This window comes from Paenibacillus paludis, from assembly GCF_042610515.1.
Taxonomy (GTDB): Bacteria; Bacillota; Bacilli; order Paenibacillales; family Paenibacillaceae; genus Paenibacillus_AQ.
Genome location: NZ_JBGJZP010000002.1, coordinates 44376 through 56757, shown reverse-complemented (window position 1 = coordinate 56757; position 12382 = coordinate 44376). Strand labels below are relative to the sequence as shown.

Annotated in this window: 14 protein-coding genes and 1 other annotated feature; of the genes, 11 read left to right on the top strand and 3 right to left on the bottom strand. The window is 49.3% G+C overall.

Going from position 1 to position 12382, the window contains the following annotated elements:
• Positions 1-71: 71 nt before the first annotated feature.
• Positions 72-1664 carry a phosphoglycerate dehydrogenase gene (gene serA, locus ACAN56_RS03605; protein ID WP_076109875.1) on the bottom strand — a complete coding sequence of 531 codons (1593 nt, stop codon included), beginning with the start codon at positions 1662-1664 and terminating at the stop codon, positions 72-74.
• 238 nt (positions 1665-1902) lie between these two features.
• Positions 1903-2129 (bottom strand) — a binding site (T-box leader).
• 114 nt (positions 2130-2243) lie between these two features.
• The gene (locus ACAN56_RS03600) at positions 2244-3152 is read right to left on the bottom strand and encodes a hypothetical protein (RefSeq protein WP_038594560.1); all 909 of its coding nucleotides are present in this window, start codon (positions 3150-3152) and stop codon (positions 2244-2246) included.
• A gap of 65 nt (positions 3153-3217) precedes the next feature.
• Between ACAN56_RS03600 and ACAN56_RS03595 the strand changes: the two genes are divergently transcribed.
• The 3 genes from ACAN56_RS03595 to ACAN56_RS03585 are packed head-to-tail and all read left to right on the top strand — an operon-like array spanning position 3218 to position 5018.
• A complete protein-coding gene (locus ACAN56_RS03595; RefSeq protein WP_379140519.1) occupies positions 3218-3811 on the top strand; it encodes a CPBP family intramembrane glutamic endopeptidase in 594 nt (197 codons plus the stop codon).
• Positions 3808-4182, top strand: a complete 375-nt coding sequence (locus ACAN56_RS03590; protein ID WP_038594556.1) for a hypothetical protein — start codon at positions 3808-3810, stop codon at positions 4180-4182. The genes ACAN56_RS03595 and ACAN56_RS03590 overlap by 4 nt, the downstream gene beginning before the upstream one ends.
• On the top strand, positions 4176-5018 hold the full coding sequence (locus ACAN56_RS03585; RefSeq protein WP_379140517.1) for a metallophosphoesterase: 843 nt from the start codon (positions 4176-4178) through the stop codon (positions 5016-5018). The genes ACAN56_RS03590 and ACAN56_RS03585 overlap by 7 nt, the downstream gene beginning before the upstream one ends.
• Positions 5019-5165: 147 nt before the next feature.
• Here the strand turns inward: ACAN56_RS03585 and ACAN56_RS03580 are convergent, their stop codons facing one another.
• A complete protein-coding gene (locus ACAN56_RS03580) occupies positions 5166-6131 on the bottom strand; it encodes a polysaccharide deacetylase family protein (protein ID WP_489685692.1) in 966 nt (321 codons plus the stop codon).
• A gap of 94 nt (positions 6132-6225) precedes the next feature.
• Here ACAN56_RS03580 and ACAN56_RS03575 point away from each other — a divergent pair, with 94 nt between their 5' ends.
• From ACAN56_RS03575 to ACAN56_RS03540, 8 genes are all read left to right on the top strand, one after another.
• Positions 6226-6597, top strand: a complete 372-nt coding sequence (locus ACAN56_RS03575) for a hypothetical protein (protein WP_038594552.1) — start codon at positions 6226-6228, stop codon at positions 6595-6597.
• A gap of 221 nt (positions 6598-6818) precedes the next feature.
• A complete protein-coding gene (locus tag ACAN56_RS03570) occupies positions 6819-7433 on the top strand; it encodes a genetic competence negative regulator (protein WP_038594550.1) in 615 nt (204 codons plus the stop codon).
• A 99-nt stretch (positions 7434-7532) separates the two neighbouring features.
• The gene (gene prsW / locus ACAN56_RS03565) at positions 7533-8228 is read left to right on the top strand and encodes a glutamic-type intramembrane protease PrsW (protein WP_038594548.1); all 696 of its coding nucleotides are present in this window, start codon (positions 7533-7535) and stop codon (positions 8226-8228) included.
• Between the two features lie 77 nt (positions 8229-8305).
• Positions 8306-8452: a hypothetical protein gene (locus ACAN56_RS03560; protein ID WP_179091702.1), complete on the top strand. Its 147-nt coding sequence runs from the start codon at positions 8306-8308 to the stop codon at positions 8450-8452.
• 111 nt (positions 8453-8563) lie between these two features.
• Positions 8564-9922, top strand: a complete 1359-nt coding sequence (gene ypeB / locus ACAN56_RS03555; RefSeq protein WP_379140511.1) for a germination protein YpeB — start codon at positions 8564-8566, stop codon at positions 9920-9922.
• A 162-nt stretch (positions 9923-10084) separates the two neighbouring features.
• Positions 10085-10738, top strand: a complete 654-nt coding sequence (locus tag ACAN56_RS03550; protein ID WP_038594544.1) for a flagellar brake protein — start codon at positions 10085-10087, stop codon at positions 10736-10738.
• A 213-nt stretch (positions 10739-10951) separates the two neighbouring features.
• Positions 10952-11662: a (d)CMP kinase gene (cmk, locus tag ACAN56_RS03545; RefSeq protein WP_342436240.1), complete on the top strand. Its 711-nt coding sequence runs from the start codon at positions 10952-10954 to the stop codon at positions 11660-11662.
• Positions 11659-12246, top strand: a complete 588-nt coding sequence (locus ACAN56_RS03540) for a lysophospholipid acyltransferase family protein (protein WP_038594540.1) — start codon at positions 11659-11661, stop codon at positions 12244-12246. The genes cmk and ACAN56_RS03540 overlap by 4 nt, the downstream gene beginning before the upstream one ends.
• Positions 12247-12382 lie beyond the last annotated feature (136 nt).

Here is a 12382-nt window from a genome sequence, read left to right as displayed (position 1 = left end):
CAGATGCCTCCATTTTCGAAAGAGCGATTTTTTTGCTAATACCCAGAACTATAGATGATACGAAATGGCTTCTATAGCAGAACGACCTCTTCGGCAGTGTTGATTTCCGGCAAGCCAGCCAGCTTCACAAGCACATGCTGCGGCACCTCTTTATCTACGGTCAGAAGCATGATAGCTGCACCACCGACAATTTTACGTCCCACCTGCATCGAAGCGATGTTGACATCGTTTTGTCCAAGCAGAGTGCCGACGAGACCGATAATCCCCGGCTTGTCGTTGTGGGAGATTACAATTTGATGGCCTTCCGGAGCGATATCAACCGGGAATTTATTGACCTGGACAATGCGTTCGCCGTAGCCCTGGAGCAATGTTCCGGCTACCAGGCGTTCTTCATCCGGTTCGGCCTTCAGCGTAACGGTGATTAGATTAGTGAAGCCCTTGGTCTTGGAAGCCTTTGTCACGACAACATTCACATCACGCGTTTTGGCCAGATGCATGGAGTTGACGATGTTGACATCGCTGCCGAAGTGGCGGGTGAACACGCCTTTTACAATATAGCGGGTCAGCGGCTGTGTATCCACATCCGAGAGATCCCCGGCATATTCAACATGAATTTCACGAATAGCGCCGTCCGTCAGCTGTGTTGCAAAGCTGCCAAGCTTCTCACCCAGTGTGAAGTAAGGCTGAAGCTTGTTCATTACGCTTGGCGCAACCGGAGGAATGTTTACAGCGTTAATGAACGGCTCGTTGCGCAGAATATGCAGCACCTGCTCCGATACATCGATGGCTACATTCTCCTGGGCTTCTACGGTCGAAGCACCCAGATGCGGAGTCACGATGATTTTTGGATGGGAGAGGAACGGGTGATCCGCTTGTGGCGGCTCTTGCTCGAATACGTCAAATGCTGCTCCAGCGACGATGCCGCTGTCGATGGCTTCAACCAATGCCATTTCGTCGATTACGCCGCCGCGGGCACAGTTGATGATGCGCATGCCTTTTTTCATCACTTCGAACTGCGGGCGGGAAATCATATGGCGGGTTTCAGGTGTCAACGGTGTGTGCACGGTCATGAAATCAGCGCCGCGGACAATGTCATCAACGGAGGCCAGCTTCACTTCGAGCTTCTCCGCACGGTCTGGAGTCAGGAACGGGTCATAAGCGAGAATGTTCATGCCGAAGGCTTTGGCCCGTTTGGCCACCTCGCTGCCGATCCGTCCCATGCCGAGAACACCCAGTGTTTTGCCGCGTAGTTCTACGCCGAGGAATGTCTTTCTATCCCATACGCCGGAAATCGTTTTGGCATAGGCTTGGGGAATGTGCCGGGCGAGTGCCATCATCATGGCAAAAGCATGCTCACAGGTCGTAATCGTATTTCCGTCCGGCGCATTGATGACCACAACGCCATGCTGCGTTGCCGCCTCCAGTTTAATATTGTCGACACCGACGCCGGCGCGGCCAATGACCTTCAGGTTTGTGCCCGCGGCAATAATTTTCTCGGTAACAGTGGTTTGGCTGCGTACGAGCAGGCCGTCATATTCGCCGATGATTGCAATAAGCTCTTCTTCACTAAGTCCAGTCTTCTTGTCTACAGTCACGTCGTTTGCGTCCATCAATTGCTGAATGCCCAAATCACTGATTGGATCCGATACTAATACTTTAAACATGGTTTCTTGTCCCCCTTAAAGTGATAAAGCTTAATATGCCAAGGATGCCCTGATAAGGCAATCCACAGTACCTGAAGCATCAAAACGGGTAAAAAGCATGTCGGAATAACGGAGTAACGCGCTGTCGCATAAAAGAAAGAGAGTGTAGGAGGTCGGTCTCCTGCCAAATTTGGGCCTTTTAGGCCAAAAGACGGATTCCGGGTAACAAAAAAACTCCCAACCCCATACTACTGCCGTAGTAAGGGACGAGAGTTGTCGTGGTACCACCCTAATTCACTGCAACGTTGAAGAAGCAGCCTCATTGGCCTGCAAAGGCCACACTGGTAACGGAGATGATCCGATTGCATCTACTTATAGTTCGATACAATATCTCAGGAGCGCTAAAGATATCTGTATGCCACCGGTTTGCACCACCCACCGGCTCTCTGAAGGCTTCCAGCATCCTTGTTCCATCATCGGTTTTGCTTGATTAATTTTTTCATAATGTAACATGGTGGCACCAAAAGTGTCAATAGGCTTATTACAACCTGCCTGCCTTGAAGTAGGCTTCATTTTTCGTTATGATGCAATATACTAGTCTTATTCATAGAAAAACGGAAGCTGCGGCATCGTTTCTTTGCCATAATATTGTTCACGCCACTTCATGAAGTCCTGCTCCTGTATAGCTCCGGTAGAAATAAGCAGTGTAACAGAGGATTGGACATCCTGCAGCTTCAGGGAGCTGGCCATGCCGGAGTAGATCATGTCGTCTATTTTGGCCGTGATATCCTGCGGATCATAACCGGCGTAAATTCCCCGGTTCAGCATCATTTCGGCGATGGAAGCATTTTTAAGCAGGAGCGGCATCTTCTTCCATTGGATGAAGGACAGCGTCTTCAGTTCACTGGGTACCGCCGGGATTTTGCTGTTGGTCTTGGAACCCCACTTCAGCATAGAGTCATAGAAATCCTTCTGGGCAAGCAGCCCGAATTGCATGGCACTGGCCGTGAAGTTATCGTTCTTCAGCGCTTTGGCTGTTTCTGTGCCTGATGATCCAGCAGACACCTTGTTGGAGGCCTGGGAGAAGAGCGTCAGGCTCTTAAGTATGTTAAGCTGGGATTGATACAGGAGTGGCGAGCCGCTGAAGATGGAATCCTGGTTAACCTTCTCATATTGCTTGTCCGCCAGAATACTGAGATTTTTCAGTGTGGCCGCGTTCTCACGGGCATCCGTGCTGCGTGACAAACTGTCTACCTCTTTGTTCCAATTCCGCTTGAATTCACGATACGGCAAAAATACGTTATGATAGAAGGTAACAAGATCCTGCTGCTGGTAAGAGCCGGAGAATTCCTCCGATGCGCCATCAGCTTCAATCAGGTGGGAATATTTAGCTTCTGTCTTGTCTGCACCTACTTTCACTCCCGTAAAGAAAGCGGCGAAAGCGCATATCAGGAAAAATACAAAACCTAGTGTGTATAACATTTGAGTGCGGGAGGTACGACTGTTCATAATTAGTGCTCCTTCTTCTATGGAAATTATCTTATGTAAAAACAATATAGAACAGGCAGGTTACAATGAAAAAATTCAAATTAGGTGACATAAAGATTAAAAAAGCCGATCCTCAAGCGTTAACCGACAAGCTGCTGCTGATCAATCTCTACATTACACAGGGCCTTACCTTATTTATCGGTTTGATATGGATATTATTGCAGAAAAGAAATCCGTTTGACATATTAAATTTTCCTAACAGTGTAAATTTTGTGTACTGGGGCCTTGGTTTGGCAGGGATTATGCTGATTGTGGATTTTATTCTGACTTATATTGTACCAGAAGAAAGCATGGATGACGGAGGAATTAACCAGTTGTTGTTCGGCAACCGCCCTTTGTGGCATATTGTTGTCATTGCAGCGGTTGTTTCAGTTTGCGAGGAACTCCTGTTCCGCGGTGCCATTCAGCATGGACTGGGTCCCTACTGGACGAGCATTCTTTTCGCAGTTATTCATGTACGTTATCTGCGGCACTGGATTCCGACCGGGTGGGTATTCCTCAGCAGCTACGGTCTTGGTTATATATACATCCATTCCGGAACGATTTGGGCACCGATTTTATGTCATTTCTTCATCGACCTGTTCTCAGGTCTGATGATTCGCTACAGGAGGGTATCATGAGTGACGACTTAAGCCGGGTGAAGTCCCGCCAGAAAAAATATAAAGGCGAAGGCCAGGCTCCGGTCAAAGGTAAAAATAGAAAGCAAGCTGCCGTATCTCCCCCCAAAGAGACGGAAGCGCCTGTTCTTGTGTCCGGTACGCTGTCAAGGAAGGCCCGGCATTCCAGCACCGCAGCTAAAACCTCCGTAAAGCATGATAGAGCAGAGCAGGAGGGGGAAGATACGCCTTCCCGTGCGCAGACCTACCCTTCGGAACGTATCCGCCTGAGTAAAATCTTCGTCAACTCGTTGATCGTAATGTTTGTCATGCTGCTGGCTTCGCTCTTTTGGTGGGGGTTTGAAGGAGCTCCTGAATTGAGGACTCTATGGTAACCGGCTGGGTTATAATTATTATGGTGGCCCTGCTCCTGTTGCTGGGTATAGTAGCTGCAATTATGGTAGTTTCGGCATTTAAAAAGAACATTATTGCCGAGGAAATATCTCTCGGTTCACTTCCAGCGGAATTTGACGGTTACCGGATTCTGTTTATCACGGATATTCATCGCCGCCGGCTTCCCAAAAAGCTGCTCGATCCCTTACATGGAAAAGTAGATGCTGTTTTTCTGGGAGGTGACCTGACGGAGAAGGGGAGTCCCATAATCCGTCTCGTTGATAATATGGCGCTTGTGGCTTCACTTGCACCTGTGTATGCCGTTCACGGTAACCATGATTACCGGGCAAATATTTCGCTGGTGGACAATATTATCCGCGGCAGCGGGGCCAGCCTGCTGATCGATGAGAATATAACACTTGAACGGGGAAATGAATGTCTGCTGCTGACCGGTGTGGATTTCCCGAAGAAAGGCGGCAAAAAAGCGTATGCCCCTCTGGCTCCGGTCCCTGAGTCACTCTCCTCATGCTGCCGGATTATCCTAGTTCATGATCCGCTTTGGGTGTCCCAGCAGCCCGGCTTGCCCGCAGATCTTATTCTTGCCGGCCATACGCATGGTGGACAGGTGGTTCTGCCATTGATCAGGCAGAGGCATACAGATCCGTTCTACCAGCAATATAATGCCGGAATGTACCAGCTTGAGCGGAAGGACAGCTCGGGAGCATTCGTCCAAATGCTAATCAGCCGCGGCTTCGGCACCGCTCATCTGCCGCTGCGCTGGGGCAGTCCGGCAGAAATGCATGTACTGACCCTGCGCAAAGGGCAGGGAACCGCTTGAGCAATCAGGTTAAGAGAGCCGGATTAGCGGCTGCTGGCCTGCACTGGATCGGGTTATGTATGCAGATAAACAAGAGGTATCCTCCGCAACATGCGCTGGATACCTCTTGTTTATTGTCTTCTATATAGAACAGGGACGCAGCAATACTCAGCGCATCTTCAGCTCAATGCTGCGCGGATCTACGAAGCTGTAACCCTTGGCTTCCAGCTTCGTAAGCAGCGTATCCAATGCTTCCACGGTCCAGGGAAGCTCATGCATCAGGATGTTGCTTCCGGAATGAAGCTGGTCGGTAACATTCGTAATCAGCTTCTCCGTTTTATTGGCATCCTTTTCTTTCATTTCCCAGTCTAGTGATCCTACGGACCAGGTCATATAAAGCAGTCCGTTCTCTGCCGCCACCTTCTTGCCGACATCGCCGCCTGCTCCATGCGGGGGACGGAAGAAATGCGGGGTTTCGCCTACAACTTCCTTGACAATCTTCTGCACATCCTCGATCTGTTTCTTCACTTCGGTATAGGATTCGTCCTTCAGCTTGATATGATCCCAGCTGTGATTACCGATAATTCCGCCCCGGCTATGGATAAGCTCAAGCAGCTCGGGATGTTCTTTGACGCGGTAGCCGTTCACGAAGAAGATCGCTTTAGCTTTGTGTTTGTCCAAGGTATCCATCAGCGGATTGATCATTTCCGCTTCCTTCGGGCCATCATCGAAGGTCAGCAGGATGACTTTCTTGTTGGTGCCTTCTTCATTCGGAACAATGTCGTAATTTTTGTTCATATGGTACAGGAGCGGGATTTCTGCTGGATTTGTCTCTCCGCTTGGCTGAGCGGTACCTGCATCGCCGGAAGTCGCTGCCTGCCCATCCGTGGCTGTGCTTCCGCCCGCAGTCCCTCCGGTGTTTGAAGAGCCGGCTGGTGTCGCCTGAGGTGAGGCACTTGCCTCCGCAGTATCATTCCCCTGAGCGGCTAGAGCCGTAGAAGATGGCGATGCTGTTTCAGTTGCCGCCGCTGTCGGCTGAGCATTGTTGTTCACTGTCTTGCCGCTGTTGTCGCCGTTGCTGCAGGATACCAGCAAAATGGCGGTCAGCAGCAGTGCTGATGTCGCTTTAACCACTTTTTTCATCTCGCTTTCTTGTAACTTTGCTGTATGAGTCGGAATCTTTCCGCGAACACTAAGCATGATTTTACCATACAAGGAGGTTAGAGATATGAATACTTCGTCATTTTTATGCGGAGTGGTGATGGGTGCAGCCGCTAGTATGATTATGTCCAAAAAACGCAGCGCCATGATGTCCTCCCTCGGATCAAGCGGTTCGATGCAAGGAGCCGGTGAAAAAGCGAAGGACAAAATTCTGGGCATGGCCATGACCGGATTCGGAAACACCGCCGCCGGCGGCAGCTCCCAGGACAAGGGCTCGCATGAGCTGAAGAGCAGTGCCGATCACAAGGGGGAGTCCACGGTTAAATCCAAGGAAGCCAACCTCAATATGCTGAAGGATTTCATCCGCAGCAACCCTGATGTAAAGCATGAAGTAGAGCAGATTCTCAAAGAAACACATACAGCGATACCGGGTTTGTAACCGCAAAGCAAAGCGCTAGAATCATTTTGGGGAGGATTCCATCCGCAAAATGATTCTTTTTTTATCAATAAACCGGCACAATTGGGTGATTAAATATATTTATTTACGTGCATTTATGGCAGCAAAATGATAACATACATACATAGTAACCATTTTTGGCTCATTACTCGGGACTCATCATACATTAATATTAAATGAGCTTGCAAAAGGAGGATCCTGTCATGAGAATAGAGCGATTAAGTCAAGATAAGATACGGATTTTCCTCACTTTTGACGACCTGAGCGAGCGGGGCATCCAGAAGGAAGATATGTGGCAGGAAGTTCCCAAGGTGCATGACCTTTTTACGGAAATGATGGATCAAGCGTATAGTGAACTTGGTTTTGACGCTACCGGTCCGCTTGCCGTAGAAGTGTTCGCAATGCCCGCGCAAGGTATGGTCGTTATTGTGACCCGGGGGAAATATGATCACCATCAGTACGGTGCGCCCGGAGAAGAAGAATTGCCTGAAGAGATTTATGAAATGGAAGTTACTCTTGAACAAAGCGACTCCATTGTGTATGCATTCCGCGATTTTGAGGTTCTGGTTGAAGCGGCACATGTACTCATCGGCAATATTACTTCCCAGGGGAAACTGTATTCTTATAACAATAAATGGTATCTTTACTTCGATCCGAAGGAATTTGAGGAGCCGGCATTGTCTGGACTTGTTGCCGTATTGGCAGAGTTCGGCGATTCTTCGCCGGTTACCGAGGCCGTACTGGATGAATACGGAAAGACGGTTATGGCCGAAAATGCGATCCAATTGTTGTGCACTCACTTTAAGCGCCAGGAATAACAATTGAGGAACGGCAGGACAGCGGGTGCTTTCTGCCTTCCTTCGACCATTGGAAGATAATGCAGTAGAAATGGGTCTAGTTTCAGGGGAGGTTATTCGGTGCTTTGGTTATCGGTCATTTCGTCGGCAGTGGCACCGGGACTTGCCCTGCTGACTTTTTTCTATCTGAAAGACAAGTACGATCAGGAACCGCTGCATATGGTGGTCAAGGTGTTTTTGCTTGGACTGCTGATTGTTTTTCCGGTAATGATCATTCAGAGAGGTCTTACGCTTGGGCTGGACAGTGGACCTTATGTCGATTCTTTTCTGATTTCCTCCGGGGTGGAGGAAGGGTTGAAGTGGTTTGTGCTGTACCATATGATTTACAACCATACCGAATTTGACGAGCCATATGATGGAATACTATACGCCGTGGCGATTTCGCTCGGTTTTGCAACAATAGAAAATGTAATGTACGCCTGGTACAGTCAAGCTTCAATAGGTTCAATGATTATGCGGGCGCTGCTTCCGGTGTCGGGACATGCAATGTTCGGGGTCATTATGGGCTACCACATGGGCAGGGCCAAGTTCTCGAAACCGGGCAAAGGCAGAGGAATATTGCTGGTCTCTCTGCTGCTGCCTTGGCTGTGGCACGGAATCTACGATTTTATCCTCAGCACGTCGCCCAATTACTGGATTTGGTATATCGTACCTTTGATGGCCGTATTGTGGTACGGAGGAATGGGCAAGGTGGCGCGGGCCAACAACCGTTCGCCGTTTCGTTTTCTGAAGCGGGAGGAAGAGGTTAACCTGTAATAGAGATGGACACACTTAAACTTGAAGGGTAGTTCCCGTAAGCAAGGAATTCCAGAGAGTAGCGAGGTGTCTTTTTTTTGCGCGTAAAAGTTCGGATTGTCTGTAAGCAGTGCGGCGAGAGCTACATATTAAGAGGAAACAAGGAAGAGGGAGTCATCCAGACCGGCTTCAAGCAATGTCTGTGCAACAGCAGCAGCGGATTTCAGATCGAGGAATGTGGCTGAAATGCTGCTTGGAAGTATTCTCTTGATATTATCGGCCTGCCGGGTGCATAAGACTTCTCAGTTATTGTCAAACTAACGGCAATAAGCTACCGAAAGGAGTCTTGCAGCCCTATGTACAAAAGATTAAGTGCCATAATGTTCCCGCTTACCGCGCTTTTGCTGATTGGCGCACTGGTGTGGGGGTATCAGGAGAACCAGGAGAAAAATTCGATTCTGATTAAAGCGGAGAACCAGTATCAACGGGCTTTTCACGATCTCTCCTATCATGTGGAGCGGCTTCATGGAGAGCTGGGAAACACACTTGCCGTCAATTCGGCCTCTAACGGTGTGCACCGCAAAGGACTAGTCAATGTATGGCGGCTTACCAGCGAGGCGCAGAATGAGATCAACCAACTGCCGCTTACGCTGCTGCCGTTTAGCCAAACGGAGGAGTTCCTCTCCAAGATCTCCAATTTCTCTTACAAAGCTGCTGTCCGCGATTTCACCAAGAAGCCGCTCACCGAAGCTGAGATGGAGAATTTAAAGGCGCTCTATAAGAATTCTGGTGAAATCTCCAAGGATCTGCAGGAGGTACAGAACAAGGTCATCAGCAATAAGCTGCGTTGGATGGATGTCGAGTCAGCTCTTGCTACAGAAGAAAAGGCGGAAGACAATACAATTATTGATGGCTTCAAGACGGTAGACAAGCGTGTGGCGGCCTATCCTGAGCTGGACTGGGGACCCTCTGTTGCCAGCATTTATGACAAGCGTTCCGTTAAGAAGCTGGGCGGTAAACCTGTCACGGCAGAGGATATCAAAGCCAAGGCTGTAAAGTTTGCCGATACTGGTGCTAATACCAAGGTGGATGTTAGGGAGAATGGCAAGGGAACCGAATGGGCTTCCTATACAGCCACTGTAACACCTCCGAATCACAAAGCTCCCATCAGCATGGACTTCACGGTGGAGGGCGGACTGCTGATTTCGTACAATGACAATCGCGAGGTCGGACCAGCCAAGGTATCCATGAAGCAGGCTGTCGCCAAAGCCGGGGAGTTTCTGAAGCAGAAGGGCTATGCCGGCATGACGGCAGTCAGTGCTGACAGATACAATAATTTGGGGAATTTAACTTTTGTAAGCAGCAAAGACGGTGTATTGATTTATCCTGAGAAATTGACGCTGCGCGTCGGGCTGGATACCGGAGGAACCGTGGGCTTTCAAGCCAGCGATTATGTCCGTGAGCATCAGGAGAAACGTGAAATTCCAAAACCTGAGCTGTCCCTCGCCAAGGCCAGAGAGAAGCTGAATCCGGAATTCAAGGAACTGTACAACCGGATGGCCTGGATCGAGAATGAGGATGCTGTTGAACTGCTGACCTATGAATTTGGCGGCAAAATCAATGGTTCACAGTATCGGATTTACCTCAATGCGGCGGATGGAAATGAAGAAGCGGTCGAAGAGATTCGCACCTCTTCGGGGGCTCAGGATAAATAAATGAAGCCTGTCTACACGGGATAGGGGAGGGAGGGGCGGTTCCTTTAGGGGATGCCGCCTCTTTTTTTTCTTTCTGCTGTGCAATAATATTTCTAACCGGAGGGCAAACGGCCATGCTATAATTATGAAGAATTTATTACTAACTCTGTGGCGGTGACATGATTGTATCCCAAAATTAACGAATATCTATACATACAGATTGCTTCCAGTGATGCGGCTGAAGCAGAACTAGAATATAGATCCAGAATTGCAGATATGGAAGATGAGGCCTTGCTGATTGAAATTCCAATGCAGGCCAGCAACGGGCGGCTGAAAAAGCTGTTTATAGGGGACGAGCTCTCTGTATATTTTCTTACCGAAGGCGGAATCAAAAATTACTTCAACACGCATGTACTCGGCTTTAAAGAGGATGTTATCCGGATGGTCCGGGTGCGCAAACCGGAAACGGATGCCATCTTCAAAATACAGCGCCGCAGCTTCTTCCGTGTAAATGCCGAGCTTGAACTGGCGGTGAAGGATTCGCTGGGCAGCCGTTTTCTGGTACGGACCGATGATATCGGAGGAGGAGGAGCTTCTTTTCTCAGTGATCCCAAAGTAAAGGTGGAGGTGGGAGACAAACTGTTCTGTTGGCTGCTGGTCCCTTACCGAAACGGCAGCACCGAGCATGTGAACTTTGAAGGTGAGGTTGTGCGGATAAAGCAGCTGGAAAGCGGGCGTAATCTAGTCATGTTAAAGTTTGCCGCCATCACGGATTCCGAGCGTCAAAAAATAATCCGCTACTGCTTCGAACGCCAGTTTGATTTCCGCGACCGTTAATGTTAGGTCGCCTGAACGCCCGGGAAGGGCATCAAAATAGCCTTTTTTATGCTGAATTAATGCTATGCCATTTTGCACTGAGGTATAAACTGTGGTATAATTTTATAAGTCGCAGGCAATGCCTGCTTTTTTCTTGATAAGATCATCAAGTTCCTAGAGATACGTCGGTGGACGTATTTCTTAATGAAAGCGTGTTTGAGGAGGAATGCCCCGTTGGTTAGGCAGGGGACACATACTTACGACAGAATCAACGTCGCCATCGACGGACCTGCCGGGGCAGGCAAGAGCACTGTAGCCCGATTGGTAGCCCAGAAGTTGTCTTACATTTATGTTGATACGGGTGCAATGTACCGGGCCATTACCTGGGATATGCTCCGCAGAGGCATTCCGCCGGAAGATCATGAATCAGTGGATCAAAGGGTCCGCGATATGGTGATTGAGCTTATTCCGGAGCAGGACATCCAGAAGGTGCTGATCAATGGGGAGGACGTAACCCCGCATATCCGCAGTCTCCAGGTTAGCGGCCAGGTGTCGCAGTATTCGAAGATCGAGGGCGTTAGATCCAGACTCAGTCATTTGCAGCGTCAGATGGCGCTTCGCAAGGGGGTCGTAATGGATGGCCGCGATATCGGTACGACCGTGCTGCCGGATGCCGAAGTGAAGATTTTCATGACGGCAAGTGTGGAGGAACGGGCTCTCCGCCGTTACAAAGAGCTGAAGGAAACGGAAACAATAACTCTCCAGCAGCTTGAACACGATATTGCAGCCCGTGACCGTCTTGATGAAGGACGGGAGATTTCACCGCTGCGCCGTGCAGAAGATGCCATTCTTCTTGACACGACCTTTATGGATATCAGGCAAGCCGTGGAAGCCATTGTCTCCCACTGCAGATCTCATGTTGACGGGGAGAGAAATCATTCATGATTTATGCCATTTGCTGTGGGTTGCTTCGCTTGATTTATGCCATCCTGTTCCCGCTGAAGATTGTCGGGAAAGAGAATGTGCCGAAGGAGGGCGGGGTGCTGCTCTGCGCCAATCACATCAGCCTGCTTGATCCAATGACGATCGGCATTAAGCTGAACCGCCAGGTAAAGTATATGGCCAAAGCAGAGCTGTTCAAGGTTCCTGTGCTAGGCTGGCTCATTAATAAGTTGGGCGCTTTTCCGGTGAAACGTGGCGGCGTAAGCAAAGAATCCATCAAAACAGCCCTTAATACGCTTCGCAGCGGACATGTTATGGGCATCTTTCCGGAAGGGACACGAAACTCTGATTCCGGTGTGGCTAAGAAGGGCGCAGCGAGTTTTGCGCTTCGCAGCGGTGCAGCAGTTGTTCCGGCCGCTATCGTCGGATCTTACAAGCCCTTTCGCCGGATGACTGTCATTTATGGGGCTCCCATTGACCTCAGTTCGTTTGATGGAAAGGGAAGCGAGTCTCTTGAAGAAGTCACTGATGTAATTATGGGACGGATTCATGAGATGGCCAAGACCGGCAGGCCCAGTGCAAGATAAACGTTGAATCACGCCGCTTTTTGCAGATGCTGAGGAATAACGGCATAACCGCTATTTTTTGGAACATACTAACTTAAAAATGTAAGTGATATTTAGGTAATGCTTGTTTTGAACTCTGCTCTACGCGGGTTTAAAT